Consider the following 22,832-nt stretch of genomic DNA (forward strand, 5'->3'; position numbering starts at 1 on the left):
AGCCTTGTCGATGTTGTCGAACGAGATGAAGTCGGCCAGCCCCTTGGCGGCCTGGATCCGCGTGATCGCCGCGGTCAGCGTGGTCTTGCCGTGGTCCACGTGGCCGATGGTGCCCACGTTCACGTGCGGCTTGTTGCGCTCGAACTTCGCCTTGGCCATGATCCTTGCTGGTTCCGATCCGGGGGTTTGATGTCGGTCCGGAGGGCCGTCCAGGAGCTCGCGATGGGACTCGAACCCATGGCCTCTTCCTTACCAAGGAAGTGCTCTGCCGGCTGAGCTACGCGAGCCCGTCCTCCGACGCTTCCGGGCACCTCTGCCCGAAAAAGACGAACAGGAGACCTTGCCGCGTCGTTGCGACCGGCAAGGCCTCGTGGCGTCTGCTGCACTCGCGGAGAGCTTCCATGCGCCCGCCGCGCCTTTCGGCCGATGGTGCGCTGGATACACTTCTCCCGGCGGAGTGCAAGACGAGGAAGTTACCGGAGAATTCCTCCGGAGTCAACCCCCGCGCCCGCCCTCACCGGGAGGGTTGCCGGACTGCCCGCTTCGTTGTCGAGTGTGCGGTTGATACGCCGCGGCGGGAGATCGGTTCCGCTCGGCCGGGGAGGGGAGGGCGAATGAATTCGCTGCAACAACGGCCCGAAGTCCGCCTTCGCGGACTCCCGCCCGCCACATCTGCGGGAGAAGCATCGAACCGCGCACCCCCCACCGCCCGCGCCGCGTATCCGGATTCCCCGTGCGTCCGGGCAGCAAGCGGGCGCGCGGTCCGGGTTCCGGGCCGCGCGCCTCATTCTTTTCCGTATCTCCCTTCCCGGTCGCCTGCGGCGTCAGAGGCAGCGGCAGCCGCGGCCGTCGCAGAAGCCGGTCTGGCCGGTCTTCGCGCACTTCATGTCGCAGGCGTTCTGCGAGCACCCGCGGAACCCGGCGTCCGACTTCGCGGGCGTGGCGGTGGCCTGCGCGGCCCCGAACCCCAGCGACGCCGCCACCACGGCGGCGAACGCTCCCCGGCGGATCAGCGATCTCGTGCGCATCGGCTCCCTCCTGGCGTGAGTGAAGATCCCGCGAGTCTCCGCGCGCCGCACGATTCACGCCTTCGCACGGACCGGCCTGCTACTCGATCGTCTTGGAGAAGCGGGCAACGCTGAGCATCAGGATAACGATCGCCATCACGGCGAGGATCGCGGCTTCCTGCCACAGGTCGCCGACGCCGACGCCCTTCAGGAGGATGCCGCGGAGGACGCGCAGGTAGTGCGTGAGCGGGAGCGCGGTGCTGATCCACTGCATCGCCCTGGGCATGGCCTCACGGGGAAACATGAAGCCGGAAAGGAGGATGTTGGGCATCAGCAGCATGAAGGAGAGCTGCATCGCCTGGGCCTGGGTGCGCGCGACGGTGGAGACGAAGAGTCCGAGCCCCAGGTTGGCGAGCACGAAGAGCAGGCTGATGGCGTAGAGCCCGGGGAGATTCCCGCGCACGGGGACGCCGAAGAGGACCCATCCGAGCAGGAGGATCACCGTCATCTGCACGTACCCCACGAGCACGAAGGGGAGGATCTTCCCCAGCATCATGCTGGTCTTGCCGATGGGGGTGACGATGAGCTGCTCCAGCGTGCCGCGCTCGCGCTCGCGGGTGATGGCGAGCGAGGTGATGAGGATCATGGTCATCGACAGGAGCACGCCCACCAGCCCGGGGACGATGTACACCTCGCTGCGGAGCGCGGGGTTGTACCACGGCCGCACGCGCACGTCCAGCAGCGGGATGGCCGCCGCGCGGCGGCCGGTGAGCTCGGCGGCGCTGGCCTGGCCGGCGAGCATGGCGCCGGACATGGCGCTCTGCGACGCCATGGGGTCGGCCGCGTCGACGATGACCTGCGCGGTGGCGCCGCGGCCGCGCTTGAGGCCGCGCTGGAAGTCCGGGGGGATGACGACGGCGGCGCGGGCGCTGCCCCGGTCGATCATCCGCTTCACCTCGGCGCGGCTCTGCACGTAGGCGACGACGTCGAAGTTGCCGGTGTTGCGCATGACGTCGACCAGGCGGCGGCTCTCGGTGGTGCCGCTCTCGTCGAGGACGACGGTGGGGAGGTGGCGGACGTCGGTGCGGATGGCGAAGCCGAAGATGACCAGCTGGATGGCGGGGATCATGACCATGATCCCCAGCGTGAGCCGGTCGCGGCGCATCTGGACGAACTCCTTCCAGAGCATGGGCCAGAGGCGCCAGTGGCGGATCTGCTCGCGGAGGCTCATGGGGCTCGCTCCGCGAACGGAAGTGCGAAAGTGCGAGAGTGCGAAAGTGCGATAGTGCGGAACTCAGCGCGTCGTCCGGCGCCCGGGGCGCTCCGGCAGGCATCTTCACCGCCAATGGAATTGGCGGGCAACAACTGCACGAAATCCCTGCGGGACTGCGGCCGCGGCATCGGGGCGGGGGGAGAAGCATCGCGGCGGCCGCCGATCGCCATGGCCGCTGCGTGAGGGATGCGCGCCCGGAGGGCCGGGACACCGCCGCGCCGCGCCGAGGCCGCGGAATCGACCGGATGCATGCGCGGCGGGGGCCCGGCGCGGTTGGCAACAGTCGTATCGTTGCCTACCGCGCGCGCAGCCCGTTTTGGCGCCTCGGCGCCAAACACGCCCAAAGCCTGCGGTTCCAACAGCTCACCCCTCATACGATCGCTCCCTCGTCGCGGCGCTGGAGCTCGATGAAGACGTCCTCGATGGTGGGCTGGCCGAACTGCGCGGTGATCTCGGCGGTGGTGCCGACGGCGATCAGGTGGCCGCGCGAGAGGAAGGCGATGCGCTGGCAGCGCTCGGCCTCGTCCATGTAGTGCGTGGTGACCAGGATGGTGGTGCCGCGCCGCGCGAGATCGTAGATGAGCTGCCAGAAGGTGCGGCGCGCGGCGGGGTCCACGCCGGCCGTGGGCTCGTCGAGGAACAGCATCTTCGGGCGATGGGCGGTGGAGCACGCCAGCGCCAGCCGCTGCTTCCACCCGCCGCTGAGGGTGCCGGCGAGCTGGCCCGCGCGCTGCGCCAGGCCCAGCTCGTCGACCAGTTCGTCCATCCGCTCGCGCCGCTCGCGGCCGGCCAGCCCGTAGACGGAGGCGTAGAAGCGGATGTTCTCCAGCACCGTCAGGTCGTCGTACAGCCCGAACTTCTGCGACATGTAGCCGATGTTGCGGCGCACCATCTCCGACTGCGTGGCGACGTCGAACCCGACCACCGTGGCCTTGCCGCCGCTGGGGGCCATCAGGCCGCAGAGCATGCGGATGGTCGTCGTTTTTCCCGAGCCGTTGGGGCCCAGCAGGCCGAACACCTCGCCCGCGGCGATGCTCATCGTGAGTCCCTCGACGGCCACGAGCGGGCCGAACGCCTTGCGCAGGCCGTCGGTGACGACCGCGGGGGCGGCGGACGGGTCGCGCGCGCCGGGGTCCGTCATCGCGCGGCGGCGCGGGGGAAGGTGACGGTGATGGGGAGCCCGGCCTTCAGCATCGGCTGGCCCGCGAGGAAGTCGACGCGGACGCCGAAGAGGAGGTCGGCGCGCTCGCGCTCGGTCAGCGCCACGCGCGGGGTGAACTCGGCCTTGCTGTTCACGGCGGTGATGCGCCCGCGGAAGACACGCTCGGGGAAGCCGTCGAGCCGCGCGTCGACCGGGTCGCCCACGCGCAGCCGCGGGAGCACGCGCTCGCCGACGTAGACGCGGGTGTACGGGTGCGCCGCGTCGCCCAGGGTGACGACGGGCTGGCCGGCGGCGATCACCTCGCCCGGCTCTGCGTAGCGGCCGACGACCACGCCGGAGACGGGCGCGGTCAGCGTCAGGTCGCTCGCGGTCGACTGTGAGGTGCGGAGCGCCGCCTGCGCGCCGGAAACCTGGGCGCGCGCGGCCTCGACCTCCTCGCGGCGGGGACCGCTCCGCACGGCGGCGGCCACCTCGCGCGCGGCGTCGCGGCGGCGGGCGGCCACGCGCGCGGCGGTCTGCGCGGCGTCGAACTGCTGGCGGCTGACGGTGCCGTGCGCGGCCAGCGGACGCAGCCGCTCCACGTCGCGGGCGGCGCGGTCGGCCTCGGCCTGCGCGGCGGCGAGGTCGGCGCCCGCGCGGGCCACGTCCTCGGGGCGGGAGCCGGCCTGCAGCTCGTTCAGCCGCGCCTGCGCCTGCTGCACCGTGGCCTCGCGCACGCCCACGTCGCCGACCGCGACCGTCTGCGTCAGCACGGCCAGGGTGTCGCCCGCGCGCACGGTGTCGCCCTCGCGCACGTTCATGCGGACGACGCGCGCGGGCTGCAGCGGCGCGGCATCCGTCTCCGTCATCTCCAGCGTTCCCGTGGCCATGTCGGCATCCGCGCCGCGCCCGCATGCGGCCAGCAGGAGCACGAGCGCGATCCGTCTCATCCTTCCTCCGTATCTTCTGCTCCACCCCGCCTCGCCTCGAGCGCCGAGAGGACGAACGCGGCGGCGTGGCGGGCGTAGGCGGCAAGGTCGTCGTCGGTGGCGGCACCGGGGCCGCGGTCCAGCAGCACGCCCATGGCCGGGCGCACGATGTGGGTGTAGGGGACGAGCGAGACGGCGCTGATGGCGCAGAAGCGCGGGTCCAGGTCGGGGCGGAAGAGCCCGCTCTTCTGCCCCTGCTCGATGAGCTGGCAGACGACGCGGAAGACGCCGCCGGCGAGCTGGCCGATGTGCTCGGCGGCGTGCTCGGCGTGCGGGTCGATCATCTCGCGCGCGAGGATGCGCGGGAGCGTGGGCCGCTCGCGCAGGCGCCCGGACTGGAAATCGATGAGCGTCCGGACCGCCTCGTCCGGCGGAAGGCCGGGCTCCATGCGCCGCGCGGCCGCGCCGAGGAGCCACTCGAACAGGCGGCTGAGGACGGCGCGGTAGAGCGTGTCCTTGCTGCCGAAGTAGTAGTAGATGAGCGCGGGGTTGGCGTCCGCCCGCGCGCCGATCTGCTTGATCGTGGTGGAATCGAACCCCTGCCGCGCGAACAGCTCTTCCGCCGCGTCGAGGATCAGGTCGCGTGTGGCCGCCTCGGTTTCCATGATGGAATTGATTAATCGGTTGATTAACTCGGCGCAAGGGCGTTGTGGTGAGTCTCAGGTGCGGAAGGGCGAATGAATTCGCGGCAACAACGGCCCGAAGTCCGCCTTCGCGGACCTCGATGGGCTGTATCCGGGCGGGTAGAGAAGCATCGTTGCCCTCGAAGGAACCGGCTTTGCTGATCCTCGTTCCGTAGCAGGATGAGAATCGCAGGCGAGTGTCTTGACTTCTTCCGTTTTCAGTCGAATTTAGATGTTGGTCTGCAATTCGATTGCAGCGCTCGGAAACACCTGACGGTAAGCGCACGACGCGCACAGCCGTCGCCGGGACTGCTCACTCCGTCGCGCCTAATCCGCCGCGGGGTGAAGTGGATGGAGACGAACATGAAGAAGAAGCTGCTGCTGGATCCGGGCGACCTGCGAGTGGAGAGCTTCCGCACCGCGGACACCGGCGGCGCCCGCGGGACGGTGCGCGCCCACGGATACACCGACCCGGACTACCCCAGCTGCGCCCGGACCTGCGGCTTCTCGCCGCCGCCCGACACCGAGATCTGTTACGGCTACGTGGCCAGCATCCCGCACTGCTGCGTCTGACCGCCGCACGCCTCCGCCCCCGGCGCACCCCGCGTCCGGGGGCGTTTTCGTCCGTCTCGCGATCACCTCAACCCGGCAAGGAGGACCGATGGATTCGTTTCTGTTGAATCCGGGCGACCTGCAGGTCCAATCGTTCCCGACCACGTCGTCCGACCCGGCGGTGGGGACGATGAAGACGTACGAGCCGGGCTGCACCACCCCCGACCTCTGCCCCAACGGAACCGTCGCCGTCGCGCCGATGAAGACGTACGAGCCGGGGTGCACCACGCCCGACCTGTGCCCGATCGGCGGCACGGTCGCCGTCGCCTGAGCCGGGAGGATCGCCCATGAGACCGACGAGACTGGAGCTGGACGAGCTGGCCGTGGAGTCGTTCGCCACCGCCGATCCCGAGGCCGCCGCGACGCTGCCGACGACGATGCGCACCTTCGAGCGCGACTGCACCTATCCCGACCTGTGCGGCGACACCACCGGGTGATCCGCCGCGGTTCCCCATCCCCCAAGGAGGGCGCGATGAAGAAGCTGAACCTGGACATGGCGGAGCTGAAGGTGGAGAGCTTCGAGACCTTCGTTCCGGAGGAGAAGCGCGGGACGGTGCACGCCAACGTCGCGTGCGTGACCGCCAGCTGCGGGGGAACCTGCGGCAACATCCCCGCGAGCGACCTGGAGAAGAACGGCGACTACGCGCTGATCTTCAACGGGCTGCGCACCCCGGCCTGCTGCGTCTGATGAGGAGGGTTCCATGAAGAAGCTTACGCTGGACATCGGCGGGCTGAAGGTGGAGAGCTTCGAGACCTTCGTCCCCGAGGACCGCCGCGGGACCGTGCGCGCCAACAGCGGCTGCATCACCTACAGCTGCCCGCCGGGCACGTGCGGCGCCCCGCCCGCCAGCGAGATCGAGAAGAAGGGCGACTACGCCGGGACCTTCGCCCCGAACTGCACCCCCGCCTGCTGCTACTGAGGCGCGGTCCCCGATCCCACGTGGAGGACGCCATGAAGAAGCTGGCGCTGGACCTGGCCGCGCTGACGGTGGAGAGCTTCGAGACCTTCGTTCCCGAGGACCGCCGCGGAACGGTGCGCGCGAACAGCGGGTGCGTGACCTACAGCTGCCCGCCCGGCACCTGCGGCGCCCAGCCCCTCAGCGACATCGAGAAGAACGGCGACTACGCGGGGACGTTCGCCCCGAACTGCACCCCGGCCTGCTGCGTCTGACGAGGCGCAACCCGAACGAGGAGTAGACGATGAAGAAGCTTACGCTGGACCTGGCCGGACTGAAGGTGGAGAGCTTCGAAACCTTCGTTCCCGAAGACCGCCGCGGGACCGTGCGCGCCAACAGCGGCTGCCAGACGTTCAGCTGCCCGCCCGGCACCTGCGGGATCGCGCCGGACAGCCTGGCCGAGAAGGACGGCGACTTCGCCGCCACGCCGCTGTGCAGCGGAAACTGCTGCGCCTGACCCTTCCGATCCACCCACACCGCTCCGGAGCGCCCGCGCGGCCCGCGCTCCGGAGCGGACCCATCACCGGGCCGCGCCCGATCGATCCCCGAATCGACTTTCAAGGAGAGACAGCGATGAAGAAGATGCGGCTGAACCTGGAGCAGCTCGCCGTGGAAAGCTTCGAGACCGACAGCGACCGCGCGAGAAGGGGCACCGTGCGCGGCCACGACGTGTGCAGCGACCTGTGCACCTACAGCGCGGAAGGCACCTGCGGCGCGCCGCTGGACTCGGTGCAGTCCGAGTGCAACGCCCTGCCGCAGACCAAGTTCTGCGGCGACACCATGGACATCTGCGGATCGCAGCCCTGCTGCGTCTGACGCATCCCGTCCCATCTGAACCGGATTCGCGGAAGGAATAGAGAACGATGAAGAAGATGAGCCTGAACCTGGAGCAGCTCGCGGTCGAGAGCTTCGAGATCGCGAACGAGCGGGCGCTGAAGGGCACCGTGCGCGGCCACGACGTGTGCAGCGACGTGTGCACCGCCAGTTGCGGCGGCACCTGCGGCATCCTTCCCGCCTCGGCCGAGAGCGAGTGCGCCGCCTTCCCGCGGACCCGGTTCTGCGGCGGCACGGAGGACCTCAGCGTGTGCCAGCCCTGCTGCGTCTGACCGCACGAAGTGCGGAAGTGCGTTAGTGCGGAAGTGCGGAAGTGCGGGAGTGCGCCGGGCCCTCGGGTCCGGCGCACTTTCCTTTTCGGGGGGATGATTCCCGCCCGTTCGTGGGTGCCGGCACGCTGGCGGGCCACAGGCGCAGCGATGGGAGCGCGGTGACTGGACGCGCCTGAACGGCCAGATATTAATCCATTCTTCCCCTTGTAATACCAGACATTTGTTTATAGCTTCGGAAACGTTGAGCGCGGCTCATCCGATTGCTGCCCAACGACTTAGGCGCTCTGTGCGACCTCACCCGCACGCCTGAGGCGGATTGTTTTACGCCTTCGCGTCCCATCCAGCGCGAGGCGATCGTCCCCTTCTCCACCCACCGGAAGGACGCCCCCCAGATGTCGAAGTGGAAGTTCCCGCGCCCCGCGCGGACCGCGGCCGTGCTGGCCGCCTGCGCCCTCGCGGCGGCCTGCGCCGACCAGGCCGACACCCCGCTCGCGCCCACCACGGCCCCCGCGCCCGCCATCTCGCCCGAGCAGGAAGCGGCCACCGAGCTGACCCGCATGGTGGCGGTGGCGCTGCGCGACCCCGAGCTGCGGCAGCGCGTGTTCGCGGATCTGCGCTCCTCGCGCTACAGCCGCGAGCACAAGCTGGAGCTCCGCTCCTACCTGCGCGGCCAGGGCGGCGGCGCGCTGCTGCTGGACAAGCTCGCGGGCGAGAAGGCCACGCGCGCTCCCGGTGCCGGTGCCACCGACCCGCGCGCCGCGGTGCTGCAGATGGTCGGGACGATCCGCCCGCTGGAGTTCTACATGCCGGTGCCCGAGCACCGCGCCGCCTGGACCGGCGGCCCGGAGCTGATCGTGGCCTCGCAGATCGTGAAGGACGCGGCGCCGGTGGGCTTCGACCTGAGCGGCTCGCCCGTGACGCTGAACAACGACACGCCCCCGGCCACCCCCGTGCTGGTGCTGGTGACGCAGGAGAACGCGTTCACGCAGCCGATGCCGGCGCAGTTCTCGAACGCCGACGACCAGGGCGGCCGCTCGCTGGGCACCCTGGCCCGCCCGGGCGAGAAGAACATCCGCTCGCGCTCGCGCTTCTCCGACGGCTCGGAGATCGAAGGCCCCCGCGCCATGATCGCGCCGGGCGACTGCGATCCCACCACGGCCATCACGGAGTGCCCCACCGACGGCGGTGGCGGCGGCGGCGGCATCAGCGCGCCGAGCTACCCGGCCGGCGTGTACATGGACGCCACGCACATGAGCGACCTGCGCGAGTCGTGGCCGCGCGGCGACGCCGAGGTGGAGGTGTTCGTGATCGGGCCCACGCTGTACGCCGACAGCCAGGGCGAGAAGATCGCCTGCGCGGGCCAGAACGGCTCGGGCGCCAAGTACTTCGACCAGAACGCCAACGACTGGACGCACTCGTCGTGGAGCGTGCAGGGCCAGCTCCTGACCAAGGCCGAGGTTTCGGCGTACTTCTCGGTGTACTCGGCGCCGTGGTCGATCCAGATGTGGGAGGACGACGACACCGCCTGCGACATCGTGTACAGCGGCCGCTCGACGCTGAACCAGCTGTACGACAACCTGCGTGCCGCGCAGCGCGCCACCACGCTGCTGCTGCAGGTGGCCACCGGGCACATCCTGATCAACCCGGCCACGGCCAACGCGCTGCGCAACCTGACCGGCGCGATGTTCCAGAGCGACGACGACTTCCTGGGCAACATCGTGTACCGCCCCAACAGCTCGCGCACCGACTACTACGGCGACACCTTCGTGGACGCCGACGTGTACCGCGAGGACATGACCTACAACGGGTGGGTCACCATCCGCACCAGCGACACCGACCACGTCCACTGAGACGCGGCCGGCCGATGACGGCGAAGGGCCCCGGGCGAGTTCATCGCCCGGGGCCCTTCGGCATTCGCCGCGGAGTTCGGATCAGCCCGCGTCTCCGTCGCCCGGCGGGGCGTGGTGGTCGCGGGCGTGGGTGGCGGCCAGGTAGGCCCAGGCGACGCAGAGTCCCCACACGGGAAGGATCCCCATCCCCACCGTGAACAGGCCGAGCACGACCATCAGGAAGAGCATGAAGAGTCCGGCGCCGATGCTGGTGTACATCAGCCCCAGCGGGCCGAAGAACAGCGCCAGCAGCACCGCCGTGCGCACCTGCACCGGCTCGCGCGGCGGATGGGGATGATCGGTCGGAAAGTCGGGGACGGCCATTCCTGCGCATATCCTGGGGGCCCATCGATCGGGATCGGCAGGATGCTGCCACCGCGCTGCGGCGGGCGCAAGTGCGGAAGGCCGCGCGAGATTCCGGATGTGCCCCGCGACCCGATGCCGTTGAAGCCTCGCGCGGTTCGCGAGGCTCTCCTTCGTCGTTGCCGCGGCTTCAGCCGCCTCTGGCGCGGCGAATCGTGGTTCCCGGTGCAGCGATCGGCCGGCTACGACGACGCCGGGAGACCCAGCGCCGCGGCGAGCGCGGGGTAGGCGGCGCGCGGGGCCTGCACCAGCACGGGGCGGGCGCGCGGGTCCAGCCACCGCAGCAGTACCTCGATCTCCCCGCCGTCCATCGCGGTGCAGCCGACCGTGGGGACGCCGGGCGCCTGCCACACGTGCATGAAGATGCACGACCCGCCGCCCGGCACCGGCGGCGCGTCGTTGTGCGAAACCCAGATCCCCAGCCGGTATACGCCGCTGGCGAGGCGCATCTCCTCGTGGCTGTCCCAGTCGGGCGCGGCCACGGTGTCCTGGTTCACCAGACCGCGGTTGTAGAAGCGCGAGGTCGCATCGTCCACGCACTTCACGCTGGGCAGGCTGTGCACGTACGGCAGGTGGATCCACGCCACCGAGTCCGCCGGCGCGTAGCCGAACGCCGGGCCCAGGCGGAAGATGCCGGCCGGCGCCTTTCCATCTCCCTCGCGCTTCTCCGGGCCGGCGCCGTGCGATGCGGCCAGGCCGCGCCCCCACGCCAGCCCCGTCCGCCCGACCGTCGCCGCCCAGGGCGAGCCCACCGCGCGCCAGGGGGCGCGGGCGCTCGCGCGCTCGTAGCGCTGGAGCACGGCGCCGGTGGAATCCCAGTCCGCGGTGAGCGAGACGACGGCCTGCAGCGGCGCGCCGGACGGGCGAGGCTCGGCGGCGCCGCCCGCGGCTCGGCAGGCGGCGACCAGCACGGCGGCGGTGATCAGGGGGATGGAGATGCGGCGCATGGGGCTCCCAACGAGTGCGGGGGTGATGCGCAAAGCTAACGCATCACCCCCGCGCCGCGCACTCGCCGCGCCGGTCAGTTCTCGAGGACCCGGTGCAGCACCCGCGAGGGGCCGTCGCAGATCGCGTAGCCGGAGCAGGGTGGCGAGAGGGTGAGCTCGGTGCCGGCGACGGCGTACACGCTCCGCATCACCCGCGGCTTGATGAGCCGGGGCTCGAGCGGCTGGGCGCTGAGCGGCTGCGGGTTCTCGGCGGCCATCAGCGCCGTCAGCACCAGCTCGTCGCCCTCCGTGCCCCACGTCCCCGTCTCCACGTACGTGGTGTACGCCGCGCCCGCGGCGGTCCAGAACTCGGTGTGGCGGCTGTACGTGCCCGCGGGCGCCAGCGACCAGAATTCTCGCATGGTGCCCGGCGTGGCGCCGGAGGGGATGGGGAAGGTCGCGGTCCAGGTGTCGCTCTGCCACGTGCCCACCAGCCCCTCGGGGGCGGCGAACGGGTTGTGGTCACACCCCGCCAGCGCGGCGAGGGCGAATACGGCGGCGATGATGCGCGTTTTCATGAGACGGATCGGGAAAGCGTGGGCCGGTTTCGGGTTCGTGAAAGAACGCGCGGCGCGCCGATGAGTTGACACGGCGGCCGCGCGGGATGACAAAGTGCGGGGAGATGGGATCAATCGGAGAATGCGTCGAGAGGGCGTTCGGAAGGTCGTGCGCGCCTCCGGCATCGCGCCCTCTCCGGCCGGCCTAGGCCGTCCAGCTCTCCCGTACCGGGAGAGGTAGCTCGGCAACTCTTGCGCTGCAATGACTCTATCCTGCCCGCCCGGCTCGGTCAGTCCACGGGGATGGCGCCGAGAGCGTCGCGGTGGCGCGTAACGAGCGCGGCGGCGTCCACCTGCGGGCGCAGGCGCGCGACCAGCGCGAGGAAGTCGGCGCGGTCGGCGGGGGTGCGCAGGTGCGCCTCGACGGCCAGCTCCAGCGCGCGGCGGGCGGCGGCGTTCGCGCCGGGGTCGTCGCCCCGCGCGCGGTGCACGTCCGCCTCGGCGGCGGTGACCTCGGCCCAGGCGCCCAGGACGTCGGGCTCGCCCACCATCTGCCCCGCGGTCACCGAATCCATGCGCGGGGCGACCGAGGCGAGCGGGCCCAGCAGCTTGCCGACGCCCTCTCGCGCCCGTGCCAGGATCTCGTCGGGCGAGCCGCCCTCGCGCATGCGGCCCATCATCCCGGCCAGCATGTGCCGGATCTCCTCGATCATGCGGAGGATGTAGTCCTTCTTCTCCGACGAAGTCAGCGGCATGGGAGTGCGAAAGTGCGAGAGTGCGAGAGTGCGCAGCCGTTCGCCGCGCGCCGGTCTCACGTGCTGATACGCGGGCGCGCGGGCGAAGTTGCGCGGCTACTCCATCTCCATCGCGGCGGAGAGCTTTGCGGCGAGCTCCGGCGGGTTGCTGCGGCGGACGGCGAGGCACGGGGTGCGGTGCCACGCCGCGCACTCGCGCACCGCGCGGGCGACGTCGTCCACCAGCCCCTGGGTGATGCGGACGCCGGGCTCGAGGTGGACCGTCTTCAGCTCGAACACGCCCTCGCTGCGGTGCGCCTTGGCGTCCACGCGGCCGATCAGGGCGCCGCGGCGGAGGATGGGGAGGGTGAAGTAGCCGTAGACGCGCTTGGGGGCGGGGGTGTAGCACTCCAGCCGGTAGTCGAAGCCGAACAGCTCGCTGCCGCGCGCGCGGTCCCACACCAGCGGGTCGAAGGGCGACAGCAGCGTCGTCAGCACCGGCCGGATCTTCCCCGCCGCGGCGGATTCGGCGAGCGCGCGGTGCCCGGGGTGCACGTAGCCGGGCTCCTTCCAGCCATCCACCGCCACCTCCAGCAGCGCCCCCTCCGCCGCCAGCTCGCGGACGATGCGCGGCGTGTCCTTCTTCGCCATCCGGTACCAGTCGGCCACCCACTTCGCCTTCGCGATCCCCATCGCCCGTACGGCCTTCAGCGCCAGCGCGCGGTGGCCGTCCTCGCGCGAGGGGAGCGCGGCGTCGCTCCAGCCGGGGAGGACGCGCTCGCGCAGGTCGTACACGCGCTGGAACCCCTCGCGCCGCGCGATCATCAGCTCGCCCGCGGTGAAGAGCGACTCCAGGATGCGCTTCTCCGGCTTCCATCCCCACCACGAGCCGCTGCCGGACTTCGGCGCGCCCAGCTCCGCGGAGCGCACCGGGCCGTGCTCGCGGATCGTCTCCAGCACGCGCGCCACCTGGTCGGGGTGCTTCTCCATCACCGCGTGGCTGAAGCGCCACTTCATCCACCCGCGGTCCAGCATGCGGTTGCGGAAGAGCGGGTAGTCCTCGATGGGAAGAAAGCACGCCTCGTGGGCCCAGTACTCGAAGAGCGCGCCCCCGGCCAGCAGCTCGTCCAGCCAGCGCGGCTCGTACGCGCCGAGCCGCGACCACAGCACGAAGTACGGGCTGCGGTTGACCACGCTGATGGTGTCGATCTGCAGCGCGCCCATGCCGCGGATGCACGCCAGCACGTCGGCCTTCGTCGCGCGGCGGCGCGGCCGGCGGTCGAGGCCCATCGCGGCCAGCATCAGCGCGCGTGCGGCGTCGGGGGTCAGGGAGATGGGCAAAGAATAGGATAGATCGGTGATCGGGATTGATCGGGATTGATCGGGATTGATCGGGAAGATCGGGATAGTCGGCGAAAAATGCGAGTGAACTCGCGGCTACAACGGCACGCAGTCCGCCTTCGCGGACTTCATCGGTGCGATCTCAGCTGCCGTTCGCGTCCTCCATCTCCGCGACGAGCGTGCGCACCAGATCCGCGGCGGGCATGGGGCGGGCGCGGGGGACGCCGGTTCCGGCCCAGAGGGAGAGGAAGCCGGGCTCGCCTTTCTGGCCCGCGGCGGTGCGCATCGGGCGGGTGAGCGCGTTCTGCAGCGGATACGGGAGGATGGCGCCCTCGTTCGCGGCGACGCGATCGATCCACTCGTTGCGCAGTCCCCGCGCGGGGCGGCCGGAGAAGGCGCGGGTGATGACGGTGGTGTCGTCGCGCGCATCCAGCAGCGCGCGCCGGTACGCCTCCGACGCGGCGGATTCGGGGGTGACGAGGAACGCCGTCCCCAGCGCCGCCGCGGATGCGCCCGCCGCCAGCGCCGCGGCCACGTCGCGCCCGTCCATCACCCCGCCCGCCGCAACGATGGGGATGCGCACCTCGCGCGCGATCCCCGCGACCAGCTCCAGCGTGGGCACCATCGCCGCCTCGAACGGCGCGGCGAAGGTGCCGCGGTGCGCCCCGGCCTCGGCGCCCTGCGCGATCACCGCGTCGGCGCCGGCCTCGGCGAGGAGGCGCGCTTCCGCAAGCGTGGTCGCCGTCCCCCAGCTCCGCATCCCCGCCTCGCGCACCCGCGCCATCACCTCGGGCGCGGGGATGCCGAAGGTGAAGGTGAAGACGGGCGGCCGCGCCTCCAGCACCGCCTCCATCTGCGCAGGGAACGGGTCGGGCGGCACCTCCGGCAGCACCGGCGGGTCGATGCCGAGCCGCGCGTGCGCCTCGCCCAGCATCGCCAGCATCGGCGCGGCATCCACGCCGGCCGGCTGCGCCCACGCGCCGGCGAACAGGTTCACGCCGAACGGGCGGTCCGTGAGCGCGCGGATGCGGCGGATGGCGTCGGCGATCTGCCCGGGCGCCATGTACGCCGTCCCGAGAATCCCCAGCCCGCCCGCGTTGGAGACGGCAGCCACCAGCTCGGGCGTGCTCGGCCCGCCGCCCATCGGCGCCAGCACGATCGGGTGCCGGATGCCGAGGGATTGGAGGAATGCGTTGGGGTTCATCGCCATCGAAAGATCTCCGTCGTGCGCGCGATCGGGGAATCGTCATCATCCCCATCTCGCTTCAAGACCGTTGGGTCGTTTGCTTTCAGGCGATCGTGCGCCGCCTCGCCATCGCGCCCTCTCCGGCCGGCTTAGGCCGTCCACCTCTCCCGTACCGGGAGAGGTAGCCTTCCAGCATCAGTGCCAGGACGAATGCATCTTGCCCGCCCGGCTGGCCCCCGGCACACCGAAACCATTCGCGTGAGCGGAGTTTCGCAGGCCGCACCGCCGCTGCCCCGCCCCCCTCGCCCGGAACGGGAGAGGGCGAGCGCTCTAAGGCGCGGGGAGAGGGCCCGCGGCGAGCACCAAAGCCCGCCCATCTCTAATGCCACGCGGCCCACCATCATCGCCCCGCACTCCCGCACTCCCGCACTCCCGCACTCCCGCACTCCCGCACTTCCGCACTTCGTCTACAGCTTCCGCAGCCACACCCGCTCGATGCGGTGATCCTTCCCCTTCTCCAGGATCAGCCGCGCGCGCTCCCGCGTGGGCTCGATGTTCTCGCGCAGGTTCACGGCGTTGATGGTGGCCCACACCTGGTGGCCGAACTCCATCGCCTCGGGCTCGCTCATCCCCACCGCGTACTGGTGGAAGAAGGAGCTCGGGTCGCGGAACGCGGTCTCGCGCAGGCGCTCGAAGCGCTGCAGGTACCACGTTTCCAGGTCCGCCTCGCTGGCGTCGATGTAGATGGAGAAGTCGAAGAAGTCGGAGACGAACACGCGCGGCGGCCGGTCGCCCGTGCCCGCCCCGCTCTGCAGCACGTTCAGCCCCTCCAGGATCAGGATGTCGGGGCGGCGCACCACCATCTCCTCGCCGGGGATGATGTCGTAGACGAGGTGCGAGTAGACCGGCGCGCGCACCTCGTCGGCGCCGGACTTCAGCTCGGCCAGGAACCCCACCAGCCGCCGCAGGTCGTAGCTCTCGGGGAAGCCCTTGCGGTGCATGATCCCGCGCTCCTCCAGCACCGCGTTGGGAAAGAGGAAGCCGTCGGTGGTCACCAGGTCGACCTTGGGGTGGTCCGGCCAGCGGGCCAGCAGCGCCTGCAGGATGCGCGACGTGGTGCTCTTCCCCCCCGCCACGGAGCCGGCGATGGCGATCACGTACGGCACCTTGGCCGCGGGGCTGCCCAGGAAGGTGTCGGTGACGCGGAAGAGCTGGTGCGTGGCGGCCACGTACAGGTTCAGCAGGCGCGAGAGGGGGAGATAGACCTCCATCACCTCGTCCATGCTCACGTGCTCGTCGGCGCTGTGCAGCGCGTCCAGGTCGTCGTGCGACAGCGTGAGCGGCGTGTTGCCGCGCAGCCGCGCCCATTCCTCGCGGCTGAACTCGATGTGCGGGGAGAATCCGCCGTCGACGATCACTTGGGAGTACGAAAGTACGGGAGTACGGAAGTACGGAAGTACGATGGGGATTCCGTGTGGGGCGGCGTCCCATCCGTTTCGCGGGCAGATGAGACTACGGCGGAGATGCGGCGCGTGCCAGTGCGGGGACGACATCGGGGCGCCTCCGCCTCCGCTATCCCCTGCCCTTCCTGCCTCCCGCCAATGGAATTGGCGGGCAACAACTGCACAAAGTCCCTGCGGGACTGCGGCCGAAGCATCCGGGCGGTGGATGATGCCGGCGCGCTCGACATCACCGAAGCAGCGCGGGCGGCCGAATCGGCCGCCCGCGCGGTTGATCTTCCCTCGGGCGCTGCTCGCGCTTCGTACTTCCGTACTCTCGTACTCCGACGCGAAGCGCGGGCTACGGCCGCAGCGACAGCCCCACGCCGACGCCGAAGTACTGCGCGTCGCCCACCTTGCGGAAGCGCGCGAGCGGGGTGAGCGAGACGCCGGTGCCCACCGGATAGTCGGCGCCCAGGCCGACCTCGAAGCCGGTGTCGTCGTGGAAGAGCACGCCGAACTGCGCGAACGGGGTCCACACGCCGGCGCCAGTGCCCAGCAGCACGCGGCCGCCCAGGTCGAAACCGTCGTCCTTCACGTTCACGCCGTCGGTGTCCTTCACGTCGAAGCTGAACTGCGAATAGCCGCCGTAGATGGCGAAGTTGGGCGTCAGGTCGAAGGCCGCCTGCACGCCCCACCCCAGCCCCACCTCGGTGGCGTCGCCCAGGTCGCCGGTGGGGATGCCGGCGTCGATGCGCGCCTCGAGCGAGATCGGCAGCGTTCCCTGCGCGGCGGCGCGGCCGGTGCCGGCGGCCAGCGCCGCAACCGCGAACAGACCCACGATGGCTTTCTTCATGGCCTTGGGCTTTCCTGGTTTTCGGGGTTGGGTCCGGCGCCGTCGGGCGCCGCGTCCGATGCGCCGCGCAAGCCGCGGCAGCCGCGCCGCGCTGAAGGCAAGCATCGCTCCGGCCGCGCTCCAGCATCCGCAAGTGGATGCGCGGCAACAGCGTAGCCCCGCCGCACGACCGCGCGCAAGCACGCGCCCGGCCGCGCCTTGTCTACGCGCAGGGACGCCGCGTGTCACAGCGAGGCGGCAGGGATGGCGCGGGTTGCCGCCGATCTCTCGCTTTCCTGCTCTCCCCGAATGGAATTCGGGGGCAACAACGGCACGAAGTCCCTGCGGGACTGCTTTCCGGCATCCAGGTGTGTATCGATCTGGTGCCAGGACAGAGCGGGGCGGCCGATGATCGGCCGCCCCGCGCTATTTCACCCGACTTGGCACTTGGGACTTGGCACTTGTCCTATGACTTCGTCCCTGCTGGCGCCGGAGCCGCCCCCGCTGGAGCCGCGCCCGGTGCCCCACCCGCCGGCGGTCCCGAATCCGGCACCACCTTCCCCTGCTTGCCGCGCAGGTTGCCGGCCTTCGAGGCCTCGCGCTGCGGGTAGCTGACCGTGTTCGGGTCGCCGTCGGAGACGTAGCGCTCGGCGGGGTTCGCGTCCCACCGCTTCAGCTGGTTCTCCAGCGCGTTCGGGGCCGCGATGAAGCGGTCCACCGAGTGCGGGTCCCACGAGCGGTCGAACGGCGACACGTTGGCGCCACCCGACACCTCCAGCACTACCTGGTAGTCGTACGACTTGCCGCCGCGGTAGGTGCCGTGCCAGGCCAGCGGCCGGTTCCGGGGCCACAGCCCCAGCGGCAGCGCGAACGTCGTGATCCTGTAGTCCGCCGGCAGGTAGTGGGCGATGGAATCCTGCCCGCTGCCGATCTGCTCCTGCACGAACGCGTCCGGGTACTTGGAGAGCTGCGCGTGCCACATGGTGTGGTTGCAGATCTCGTGGCCGTTCTGCAGCAGGAAGTCCACCTTCTTCTTGATCGTCGCTTCCCGCTGCTCGCGCGCGATCTCGTTGCTCTTCTTCTCGCCCCAGAAGTTGCTCGGGTAGACGGCGCCCGGGAGCACGCACCAGGTGCCGCCGCCGCTCCAGGCGGGGTTCTGGCGCTTGAACGCCTCCCACATCCCCACCATGGTGTGCGGGTCGATGGAGCCGTCGGGCTGGTAGTAGAACTGCCCCTGCGACGAGTCGTCGAACACGAACACCACCGGCGAGGTCCCCGCCGGGAGGTTGATGTTCCCGCTGGCCACGTCGCGCATGGTGACGGGCCGGAAGCCGCGGTCGTAGAGCATCTTCAGGTCGTTGCGGAAGTGCTCCTCGCTGCGGTACCACTCGCCCTCCTTGGGCCCGATGCGGTGGTATTCCAGCACCAGGATCCGCCCCAGCTCGTTGGGACCGGTGTTGGCCTTCGGGCCGTTGTCCTGCCCCGGCGCGGCCGCCGCCGCACCGCCGTTCGCCTGCCTCCCGTTGGCCGCCGTGGCGGAGGTGTCGCCCCCGGCCGTGGCCGGCGAGCCCGCCTTCCCGGCATCGCCCTTCTCCGCGCCGCCCCTGTCGCCCCCGCAGGCCGCGAGCAGCAGCGCGAGGGCGGCCGCGGCGGCCGCCTGCTTCCCGAGCGTCGTCATCTTCCGTCCCATTCCCCCGAAATGTGTGTCGCCAGGCAAAGCACCCCGCGTCCGGCCGGACGCGGGGTGCAAGGTCCATGCTGGACGCCGGGTCAGCCCGCGGCGCCGCTCCCGGGGACCACCTCGGCGGGCGGCGCCGGCGGCGCGTCCTCGTTCAGCCGCGGCAGCTCGGACTCGGCCAGCCGCGCCAGCACGCGCTGGTACACGATGCGCGCGCGGATCTCGGGGAGGTCCAGCCGCTCCACGTACAGCTCCACGGCGCGCGCGGGGTCCACCTCCTCGTCCAGGATGTCGACGAAGGTCTGCGCGTGGCGGGCGTGGGCGTCGGCCAGCTTCTCCTCGGCGCGCGCGGCGGCCAGCTCCAGCCAGAGCCGCTCCTCGTCGCTGCGCTTCTTCTGGCGCTGGATGAAGCGAAGCGCGCCCAGCGGCGTGGCGTAGCGCCAGTTGAATCCCCACCCGCGCGTCCCTTCCCGCGCCAGGTCCTCGCGCACGTCGGTGGCGTCGAGCAGCGCCACGGCGCGGGTGCCCACCGCCTCGGCGTCCTCGCCGTCCAGCCCCAGGCTCTCCAGGTAGCGCTCGATGGCGTCGTCGAACGGCATGCGCGGCGCCAGGATGCCGACCAGGTCGGTGGCCAGGCGGGCGTGCGTCTCGACCATGTCCTCGCGGGCCAGGGCCTCGGCGCGCTCCAGCTTGCGGTCCACCTCTTCGGGAAGGCGCTCGAACCAGCTCGAGACGGGAGAGGGCATGGGATGATCGTGGGGTGAGGGGGCCTTGTTTGCCGGGCTCGGCGGCGCCCGGCTATCTTGCTGCGGCGCCGCAAAACCGGCGCTCCGGCGGGCGATCCGGACGAAGAAAGATGCACCCTCCGCCGCCCGCCGACAACCGCCCTGGCGGAGCCGGGGCGGCCACACCGGCGAACACTGGAGATGGACGGCGATGGCTCTATCGCGGAGCTCCTCGTGGAAGGAGCACCGGCTGGCGAACCGGCTGGAGGTGGACGGCGCCGAGTACAGCGTGGACCTGGTGGCGCGCAAGGCCACGGGGGTGGAGGGGTGGAAGGTGACGGTGGTGTTCCTCCCGCGCGCCGCGGGGGCGCAGGAGATCAGCGCCGAGCTCCCCAACGCCGCCTCCACCGCCGAGGTCCGCCGCCTGGTGACGGAGCTGGAGGGGAACGAGGCGCGGCTGCGCGAGATGTGCCGCGGGCGGATGCGGGCCTGAGCGAGCCGCGGCGTCGCTGCGGCTTTCCAGCTTTCTCGGCATCCGACGGGGATCATCGTCAGCCCGGCGCCGCGGCCCTCTCCCCCCGGCCCCCTCCCCCAAAACTGCCTGGGGGAGGGGGAGACTAATCGCGTTTTGCGAGATTTCGATGCGATTCAGACATCGCAGGATTCGCGGGACGACACAGGAGCTCGATCTGGCCGCGCGGGAGATGCGGAAGGCATCCACTCGCGCGGAGGACGTGCTGTGGCAGCAGGTCCGGCGCGGCGCGCTGGACGGCTACCGCTTCCGGCGGCAGCACGCGGTCGGGCGCTTCGTCTTCGACCTGTACTGTCGCGCGCGCAAGCTCGTGGTCGAGGTCGATGGCGAGTACCACGACGAGGAGGAGCAGCGGATGCGTGACGAGTACCGCACCCGCGCCCTCGAGCAATCCGGCTTCAAGGTGATCCGCTTCCGCAACGAAGAAGTGCTGAACGACGTCGCCTCCGTCCTCGCGAAAATCGCGGCAGCGCTCGGCCCGCGAGACCCGTCGCAACGGGACGAAGCCGGAGAATGAGCCACCATCTCCCCCTCCCCCAGGCAGTTTGGGGGGAGGGCGCCGGGGGGGAGAGGGCCGCGGCGCCGGGCGACGCCAAGCCCCAGTCGCATGGGGGGATGCCTGGGAGCAAGATCCTCCTCGCGACTTCGACACCTGAACCGCACTCCGCGCCTCGCGAACCGGCGCCCGCTTCCTGATCAACAGTGAGAACTCGCATGGACCACATCTTCGGCACGCACGCGGTGGACAACGGCGGGATCGACATGGCCGCGCGGCGGGCGGCGGCGGCGGGGCTCAGCGCCGTCCAGATCTTCACTGCCAAGCCCACCTTCTACGGCGACAAGTCCGGCATCAGCCCCAAGCGCGTGGAGCGCTTCCACGCCGCGCTGGAGGACGTCGGGATGAAGCCCGAGCACGTGATGGTGCACGCCGCCTACGTCCTGAGCGTGGCCACCGCCGACGAGGCCAAGTGGGAGCGCGCGGCCGGCGGCCTGGCCAAGGAGATGGAGCGCAGCACCACCCTGGGCGTGGGCCAGGTCTGCTTCCACCCCGGCTCGGCCAGCGACGGCGACACCGCGAAAGCGGCCGAGCGGGTAGCCCGCGCGATCACCCTCGCACTTCGCAACACAGTCGGCAAAACGCGGCTGCTGGTGGAAAACACTGCCGGTGCCGGCAAGACGCTCGGGCGCACCGCCGCCGAGGTCGGCGACATCCTCCGCCACGTTCCCGACGAGCTGCGCGAACGCACGGGCTACGGTCTGGACACCTGCCACCTGTACGCTTCCGGATACGACATCAACCAGTCACGGCGCCGTTTTTCGGAGATCCTGGACGAATTCGAACAGGCTACGGGCGAGCGCCCGGGCTTCTTTCACCTCAACGACAGCGAGGGCGCGCTGGGCAGCAATCGCGACCGCCACGTCCTCCTGGGAGAGGGCCAGATCGGGCGCGACGCTTTCGCATGGCTTCTGCAAGACAGGCGCAGCCGGGGGGTCCCGCTCATCCTCGAAACTCCACAACAAAATTACGATGTAGACGAGGGTGACGCCTCCGCGGACGCATACGACGTCCGCATGGCCGACCTGTTGAAGGAGCTGCAGAAGTGGGAAGGACCGGGGTGACGATGATGGTCATGGGCGCGCTGGCGCTCCCCCTCACCGGGTGCATGGCGACGGTCTCGTCGTACGCCAGTGCGAGCGAGCGCGTGGCTCCCGTCCGCACCGCGGGCAGCGGCGCCCGGGTGGACGCCCGCGCCGGTGTCCACACCGCCGCCCGGGCGGCGGGTGACGAGGCGCGCATGACGGCGCTGCAGGCCGAGGTCACGCGGCTGGTGAACGCGGACCGCGCCCGCGCCGGGTGCGCGCCGCTGGCGTGGGACGGCGCGGCCGCCGAGGCGGCGCAGGCGCACAGCGAGGACATGGCGGCGCGCCACTACTTCGACCACACCTCGCCCGAGGGGCACACCGCGGTCGACCGGCTGCGCGCCGGCGGCGGCAGCTACCGCGCGCTGGCCGAGAACATCGCCATGGGGCAGCAGAGCGCGCAGGAGGTGGTGCGCGGCTGGCTGGAGTCGCCGGGGCACCGCCGCAACATCGAGAACTGCCGCTACACCCGCACCGGCGTGGGCTACCGCGACCTGCGGTGGACGCAGGTGTTCTACACCCCCGCATGAGCGACGAGATGCGCCGCCGCCGCGAGCTGCGGCGGCGGTTCCTGGAACGGCTGTACGAGCAGAGCGAGGGCGGCGAGAGCGAGTACCTGGACGGCTACGAGCTGGCCGCGGAGCTGGGGATCACCCGGCAGGACGCGGAGCGGGTCGTCCGCTACCACGAGGACCACGGGTTCGTGCGGAAGAGCGGGAGCCACGGACTGACGGTGCGCATCACCGCGCAGGGGATCGACCACGTGGAGACGGGCGGCGAATGATCCTGACCACGCTTGCCGCCGCGGACGCCTACGCCGCGCTGGCGCCGGGGATCGCGGCGGGGCTGGCGTGGCTCCGCGCCTTCGACCCGTCGCTTGCCGACGGGCGGCACGCGATCGACGGCGCCCGCGTCTTCGCCCTCGTTTCCAGCTACGACACCGGCCCGGCCACGGAGAAGCGCTTCGAATCGCACCGCGCCTACGTCGACGTGCAGTACGTGGCCGCGGGCGCCGAGCGCATCCTGCATGCGCCCACCGGCTCGCTGGTGGTGGAGACGCCGTTCGACGCCTCGAACGACATCGTCTTCTACGCCGAGCCGAAGGCCTCCAGCTCGCTCCTCCTCCGCACCGGCGACGTCGCCATCTTCCATCCCCCCGACGGACACAAGCCGGGGTGCATGGCCGGCGGCCGGGACGCGGTCCGCAAGGTCGTCGTGAAGGTCCGGCTCAGCTGATCTCACCCAGAGGCACGGAAAACCAGAGGCACGGAGAACTCAT

32 protein-coding genes and 1 tRNA gene are annotated in these 22,832 nt (G+C 71.0%); 16 read left to right on the forward strand and 17 right to left on the reverse strand.

Features of this window, described 5'->3' with window-relative positions; all coding sequences use genetic code 11:
- From VLK66_RS17525 to VLK66_RS17555, 7 genes are all read right to left on the reverse strand, one after another.
- Positions 1–159: GTP-binding protein (locus VLK66_RS17525; RefSeq protein WP_325310860.1), on the reverse strand; the 159-nt coding region annotated here is incomplete at its 3' end.
- Positions 160–214: 55 nt separating this feature from the next.
- Positions 215–287 (reverse strand) — tRNA-Thr (locus tag VLK66_RS17530).
- 537 nt (positions 288–824) lie between these two features.
- Positions 825–1,028, reverse strand: a complete 204-nt coding sequence (locus VLK66_RS17535; protein ID WP_325310752.1) for a hypothetical protein — start codon at positions 1,026–1,028, stop codon at positions 825–827.
- Between the two features lie 79 nt (positions 1,029–1,107).
- The gene (locus VLK66_RS17540) at positions 1,108–2,238 is read right to left on the reverse strand and encodes an ABC transporter permease (RefSeq protein ID WP_325310753.1); all 1,131 of its coding nucleotides are present in this window, start codon (positions 2,236–2,238) and stop codon (positions 1,108–1,110) included.
- Between the two features lie 412 nt (positions 2,239–2,650).
- A complete protein-coding gene (locus VLK66_RS17545; RefSeq protein ID WP_325310754.1) occupies positions 2,651–3,421 on the reverse strand; it encodes an ABC transporter ATP-binding protein in 771 nt (256 codons plus the stop codon).
- Complete coding sequence (locus tag VLK66_RS17550) at positions 3,418–4,371, reverse strand: HlyD family secretion protein (protein ID WP_325310755.1); 954 nt, start codon at positions 4,369–4,371, stop codon at positions 3,418–3,420. The genes VLK66_RS17545 and VLK66_RS17550 overlap by 4 nt, the downstream gene beginning before the upstream one ends.
- Complete coding sequence (locus VLK66_RS17555; RefSeq protein WP_325310756.1) at positions 4,368–5,015, reverse strand: TetR/AcrR family transcriptional regulator; 648 nt, start codon at positions 5,013–5,015, stop codon at positions 4,368–4,370. The genes VLK66_RS17550 and VLK66_RS17555 overlap by 4 nt, the downstream gene beginning before the upstream one ends.
- A 381-nt stretch (positions 5,016–5,396) precedes the next feature.
- On the opposite strand from VLK66_RS17555, the gene VLK66_RS17560 reads away from it, so the two are divergent.
- From VLK66_RS17560 to VLK66_RS17605, 10 genes are all read left to right on the forward strand, one after another.
- Positions 5,397–5,606 (forward strand): hypothetical protein, encoded by a 210-nt coding sequence (locus VLK66_RS17560; protein WP_325310757.1) that lies wholly within the window; start codon positions 5,397–5,399, stop codon positions 5,604–5,606.
- Between the two features lie 88 nt (positions 5,607–5,694).
- Positions 5,695–5,916 (forward strand): hypothetical protein, encoded by a 222-nt coding sequence (locus VLK66_RS17565; protein WP_325310758.1) that lies wholly within the window; start codon positions 5,695–5,697, stop codon positions 5,914–5,916.
- Between the two features lie 16 nt (positions 5,917–5,932).
- Positions 5,933–6,082 (forward strand): hypothetical protein, encoded by a 150-nt coding sequence (locus VLK66_RS17570; RefSeq protein ID WP_325310759.1) that lies wholly within the window; start codon positions 5,933–5,935, stop codon positions 6,080–6,082.
- Positions 6,083–6,117: 35 nt separating this feature from the next.
- Positions 6,118–6,333, forward strand: a complete 216-nt coding sequence (locus VLK66_RS17575; RefSeq protein WP_325310760.1) for a pinensin family lanthipeptide — start codon at positions 6,118–6,120, stop codon at positions 6,331–6,333.
- 13 nt (positions 6,334–6,346) lie between these two features.
- Positions 6,347–6,565, forward strand: a complete 219-nt coding sequence (locus VLK66_RS17580) for a hypothetical protein (protein WP_325310761.1) — start codon at positions 6,347–6,349, stop codon at positions 6,563–6,565.
- 32 nt (positions 6,566–6,597) lie between these two features.
- Positions 6,598–6,816: a hypothetical protein gene (locus tag VLK66_RS17585; protein WP_325310762.1), complete on the forward strand. Its 219-nt coding sequence runs from the start codon at positions 6,598–6,600 to the stop codon at positions 6,814–6,816.
- A 29-nt stretch (positions 6,817–6,845) separates the two neighbouring features.
- Positions 6,846–7,058, forward strand: a complete 213-nt coding sequence (locus VLK66_RS17590; protein ID WP_325310763.1) for a hypothetical protein — start codon at positions 6,846–6,848, stop codon at positions 7,056–7,058.
- Positions 7,059–7,174: 116 nt separating this feature from the next.
- Positions 7,175–7,417 carry a pinensin family lanthipeptide gene (locus VLK66_RS17595; RefSeq protein ID WP_325310764.1) on the forward strand — a complete coding sequence of 81 codons (243 nt, stop codon included), beginning with the start codon at positions 7,175–7,177 and terminating at the stop codon, positions 7,415–7,417.
- 47 nt (positions 7,418–7,464) lie between these two features.
- Positions 7,465–7,707 carry a hypothetical protein gene (locus VLK66_RS17600; RefSeq protein ID WP_325310765.1) on the forward strand — a complete coding sequence of 81 codons (243 nt, stop codon included), beginning with the start codon at positions 7,465–7,467 and terminating at the stop codon, positions 7,705–7,707.
- A 392-nt stretch (positions 7,708–8,099) separates the two neighbouring features.
- On the forward strand, positions 8,100–9,557 hold the full coding sequence (locus tag VLK66_RS17605) for a hypothetical protein (protein WP_325310766.1): 1,458 nt from the start codon (positions 8,100–8,102) through the stop codon (positions 9,555–9,557).
- Between the two features lie 81 nt (positions 9,558–9,638).
- Here VLK66_RS17605 and VLK66_RS17610 read toward each other — a convergent pair whose 3' ends face one another.
- The 10 genes from VLK66_RS17610 to VLK66_RS17655 all read right to left on the reverse strand — a co-directional run bounded on the left by VLK66_RS17610 (position 9,639) and on the right by VLK66_RS17655 (position 19,401).
- Positions 9,639–9,920 carry a hypothetical protein gene (locus tag VLK66_RS17610; protein WP_325310767.1) on the reverse strand — a complete coding sequence of 94 codons (282 nt, stop codon included), beginning with the start codon at positions 9,918–9,920 and terminating at the stop codon, positions 9,639–9,641.
- A 221-nt stretch (positions 9,921–10,141) separates the two neighbouring features.
- Positions 10,142–10,906 carry a hypothetical protein gene (locus VLK66_RS17615; protein WP_325310768.1) on the reverse strand — a complete coding sequence of 255 codons (765 nt, stop codon included), beginning with the start codon at positions 10,904–10,906 and terminating at the stop codon, positions 10,142–10,144.
- Between the two features lie 74 nt (positions 10,907–10,980).
- Complete coding sequence (locus VLK66_RS17620; protein WP_325310769.1) at positions 10,981–11,463, reverse strand: hypothetical protein; 483 nt, start codon at positions 11,461–11,463, stop codon at positions 10,981–10,983.
- A 269-nt stretch (positions 11,464–11,732) separates the two neighbouring features.
- The gene (locus VLK66_RS17625) at positions 11,733–12,197 is read right to left on the reverse strand and encodes a hypothetical protein (protein WP_325310770.1); all 465 of its coding nucleotides are present in this window, start codon (positions 12,195–12,197) and stop codon (positions 11,733–11,735) included.
- A 96-nt stretch (positions 12,198–12,293) separates the two neighbouring features.
- The gene (locus VLK66_RS17630) at positions 12,294–13,517 is read right to left on the reverse strand and encodes a winged helix-turn-helix domain-containing protein (RefSeq protein WP_325310771.1); all 1,224 of its coding nucleotides are present in this window, start codon (positions 13,515–13,517) and stop codon (positions 12,294–12,296) included.
- Positions 13,518–13,659: 142 nt separating this feature from the next.
- Complete coding sequence (locus VLK66_RS17635; RefSeq protein WP_325310772.1) at positions 13,660–14,727, reverse strand: NAD(P)H-dependent flavin oxidoreductase; 1,068 nt, start codon at positions 14,725–14,727, stop codon at positions 13,660–13,662.
- 443 nt (positions 14,728–15,170) lie between these two features.
- Positions 15,171–16,121, reverse strand: a complete 951-nt coding sequence (gene coaA, locus VLK66_RS17640) for a type I pantothenate kinase (RefSeq protein WP_325310773.1) — start codon at positions 16,119–16,121, stop codon at positions 15,171–15,173.
- A 382-nt stretch (positions 16,122–16,503) separates the two neighbouring features.
- Positions 16,504–16,998, reverse strand: a complete 495-nt coding sequence (locus VLK66_RS17645) for a hypothetical protein (RefSeq protein WP_325310774.1) — start codon at positions 16,996–16,998, stop codon at positions 16,504–16,506.
- Positions 16,999–17,443: 445 nt separating this feature from the next.
- On the reverse strand, positions 17,444–18,655 hold the full coding sequence (locus VLK66_RS17650; RefSeq protein ID WP_325310775.1) for a polysaccharide deacetylase family protein: 1,212 nt from the start codon (positions 18,653–18,655) through the stop codon (positions 17,444–17,446).
- Between the two features lie 92 nt (positions 18,656–18,747).
- Complete coding sequence (locus tag VLK66_RS17655; protein ID WP_325310776.1) at positions 18,748–19,401, reverse strand: hypothetical protein; 654 nt, start codon at positions 19,399–19,401, stop codon at positions 18,748–18,750.
- Between the two features lie 190 nt (positions 19,402–19,591).
- Between VLK66_RS17655 and VLK66_RS17660 the strand changes: the two genes are divergently transcribed.
- The 6 genes from VLK66_RS17660 (at position 19,592) to VLK66_RS17685 (ending at position 22,789) form a co-directional block, all read left to right on the forward strand.
- Positions 19,592–19,873 carry a hypothetical protein gene (locus VLK66_RS17660; RefSeq protein ID WP_325310777.1) on the forward strand — a complete coding sequence of 94 codons (282 nt, stop codon included), beginning with the start codon at positions 19,592–19,594 and terminating at the stop codon, positions 19,871–19,873.
- A 148-nt stretch (positions 19,874–20,021) separates the two neighbouring features.
- Positions 20,022–20,429 carry an endonuclease domain-containing protein gene (locus VLK66_RS17665; RefSeq protein WP_325310778.1) on the forward strand — a complete coding sequence of 136 codons (408 nt, stop codon included), beginning with the start codon at positions 20,022–20,024 and terminating at the stop codon, positions 20,427–20,429.
- 197 nt (positions 20,430–20,626) lie between these two features.
- Positions 20,627–21,532, forward strand: a complete 906-nt coding sequence (locus tag VLK66_RS17670; protein WP_325310779.1) for a deoxyribonuclease IV — start codon at positions 20,627–20,629, stop codon at positions 21,530–21,532.
- A gap of 2 nt (positions 21,533–21,534) precedes the next feature.
- Positions 21,535–22,083: a CAP domain-containing protein gene (locus VLK66_RS17675; RefSeq protein WP_325310861.1), complete on the forward strand. Its 549-nt coding sequence runs from the start codon at positions 21,535–21,537 to the stop codon at positions 22,081–22,083.
- Complete coding sequence (locus VLK66_RS17680) at positions 22,080–22,337, forward strand: hypothetical protein (protein ID WP_325310780.1); 258 nt, start codon at positions 22,080–22,082, stop codon at positions 22,335–22,337. Before VLK66_RS17675 ends, VLK66_RS17680 begins: the two co-directional genes overlap by 4 nt.
- Positions 22,334–22,789: a YhcH/YjgK/YiaL family protein gene (locus VLK66_RS17685; protein WP_325310781.1), complete on the forward strand. Its 456-nt coding sequence runs from the start codon at positions 22,334–22,336 to the stop codon at positions 22,787–22,789. Before VLK66_RS17680 ends, VLK66_RS17685 begins: the two co-directional genes overlap by 4 nt.
- Positions 22,790–22,832 lie beyond the last annotated feature (43 nt).

Origin of the sequence: Longimicrobium sp. (genome assembly GCF_035474595.1) — a bacterium.
Classification (GTDB): domain Bacteria; phylum Gemmatimonadota; class Gemmatimonadetes; order Longimicrobiales; family Longimicrobiaceae; genus Longimicrobium.

What these genes read in the sequence shown, in the direction of transcription:
- VLK66_RS17680 (WP_325310780.1), top strand. Translation starts at nt 22,080, where the DNA reads ATGAGCGACGAGATGCGCCGCCGCCGCGAGCTGCGGCGGCGGTTCCTG.
- VLK66_RS17575 (WP_325310760.1), top strand. Translation starts at nt 6,118, where the DNA reads ATGAAGAAGCTGAACCTGGACATGGCGGAGCTGAAGGTGGAGAGCTTC.
- VLK66_RS17535 (WP_325310752.1), bottom strand. Translation starts at nt 1,028, where the DNA reads ATGCGCACGAGATCGCTGATCCGCCGGGGAGCGTTCGCCGCCGTGGTG.
- VLK66_RS17665 (WP_325310778.1), top strand. Translation starts at nt 20,022, where the DNA reads ATGCGATTCAGACATCGCAGGATTCGCGGGACGACACAGGAGCTCGAT.
- VLK66_RS17545 (WP_325310754.1), bottom strand. Translation starts at nt 3,421, where the DNA reads ATGACGGACCCCGGCGCGCGCGACCCGTCCGCCGCCCCCGCGGTCGTC.
- VLK66_RS17600 (WP_325310765.1), top strand. Translation starts at nt 7,465, where the DNA reads ATGAAGAAGATGAGCCTGAACCTGGAGCAGCTCGCGGTCGAGAGCTTC.
- VLK66_RS17615 (WP_325310768.1), bottom strand. Translation starts at nt 10,906, where the DNA reads ATGCGCCGCATCTCCATCCCCCTGATCACCGCCGCCGTGCTGGTCGCC.
- VLK66_RS17580 (WP_325310761.1), top strand. Translation starts at nt 6,347, where the DNA reads ATGAAGAAGCTTACGCTGGACATCGGCGGGCTGAAGGTGGAGAGCTTC.
- VLK66_RS17625 (WP_325310770.1), bottom strand. Translation starts at nt 12,197, where the DNA reads ATGCCGCTGACTTCGTCGGAGAAGAAGGACTACATCCTCCGCATGATC.
- VLK66_RS17540 (WP_325310753.1), bottom strand. Translation starts at nt 2,238, where the DNA reads ATGAGCCTCCGCGAGCAGATCCGCCACTGGCGCCTCTGGCCCATGCTC.
- VLK66_RS17660 (WP_325310777.1), top strand. Translation starts at nt 19,592, where the DNA reads ATGGCTCTATCGCGGAGCTCCTCGTGGAAGGAGCACCGGCTGGCGAAC.
- VLK66_RS17595 (WP_325310764.1), top strand. Translation starts at nt 7,175, where the DNA reads ATGAAGAAGATGCGGCTGAACCTGGAGCAGCTCGCCGTGGAAAGCTTC.
- VLK66_RS17655 (WP_325310776.1), bottom strand. Translation starts at nt 19,401, where the DNA reads ATGCCCTCTCCCGTCTCGAGCTGGTTCGAGCGCCTTCCCGAAGAGGTG.
- VLK66_RS17610 (WP_325310767.1), bottom strand. Translation starts at nt 9,920, where the DNA reads ATGGCCGTCCCCGACTTTCCGACCGATCATCCCCATCCGCCGCGCGAG.
- VLK66_RS17675 (WP_325310861.1), top strand. Translation starts at nt 21,535, where the DNA reads ATGATGGTCATGGGCGCGCTGGCGCTCCCCCTCACCGGGTGCATGGCG.
- VLK66_RS17560 (WP_325310757.1), top strand. Translation starts at nt 5,397, where the DNA reads ATGAAGAAGAAGCTGCTGCTGGATCCGGGCGACCTGCGAGTGGAGAGC.
- VLK66_RS17670 (WP_325310779.1), top strand. Translation starts at nt 20,627, where the DNA reads ATGGACCACATCTTCGGCACGCACGCGGTGGACAACGGCGGGATCGAC.
- VLK66_RS17570 (WP_325310759.1), top strand. Translation starts at nt 5,933, where the DNA reads ATGAGACCGACGAGACTGGAGCTGGACGAGCTGGCCGTGGAGTCGTTC.
- VLK66_RS17620 (WP_325310769.1), bottom strand. Translation starts at nt 11,463, where the DNA reads ATGAAAACGCGCATCATCGCCGCCGTATTCGCCCTCGCCGCGCTGGCG.
- VLK66_RS17585 (WP_325310762.1), top strand. Translation starts at nt 6,598, where the DNA reads ATGAAGAAGCTGGCGCTGGACCTGGCCGCGCTGACGGTGGAGAGCTTC.
- VLK66_RS17605 (WP_325310766.1), top strand. Translation starts at nt 8,100, where the DNA reads ATGTCGAAGTGGAAGTTCCCGCGCCCCGCGCGGACCGCGGCCGTGCTG.
- VLK66_RS17650 (WP_325310775.1), bottom strand. Translation starts at nt 18,655, where the DNA reads ATGACGACGCTCGGGAAGCAGGCGGCCGCCGCGGCCGCCCTCGCGCTG.
- VLK66_RS17565 (WP_325310758.1), top strand. Translation starts at nt 5,695, where the DNA reads ATGGATTCGTTTCTGTTGAATCCGGGCGACCTGCAGGTCCAATCGTTC.
- VLK66_RS17590 (WP_325310763.1), top strand. Translation starts at nt 6,846, where the DNA reads ATGAAGAAGCTTACGCTGGACCTGGCCGGACTGAAGGTGGAGAGCTTC.
- VLK66_RS17555 (WP_325310756.1), bottom strand. Translation starts at nt 5,015, where the DNA reads ATGGAAACCGAGGCGGCCACACGCGACCTGATCCTCGACGCGGCGGAA.
- VLK66_RS17685 (WP_325310781.1), top strand. Translation starts at nt 22,334, where the DNA reads ATGATCCTGACCACGCTTGCCGCCGCGGACGCCTACGCCGCGCTGGCG.
- VLK66_RS17550 (WP_325310755.1), bottom strand. Translation starts at nt 4,371, where the DNA reads ATGAGACGGATCGCGCTCGTGCTCCTGCTGGCCGCATGCGGGCGCGGC.
- VLK66_RS17645 (WP_325310774.1), bottom strand. Translation starts at nt 16,998, where the DNA reads ATGAAGAAAGCCATCGTGGGTCTGTTCGCGGTTGCGGCGCTGGCCGCC.
- VLK66_RS17635 (WP_325310772.1), bottom strand. Translation starts at nt 14,727, where the DNA reads ATGGCGATGAACCCCAACGCATTCCTCCAATCCCTCGGCATCCGGCAC.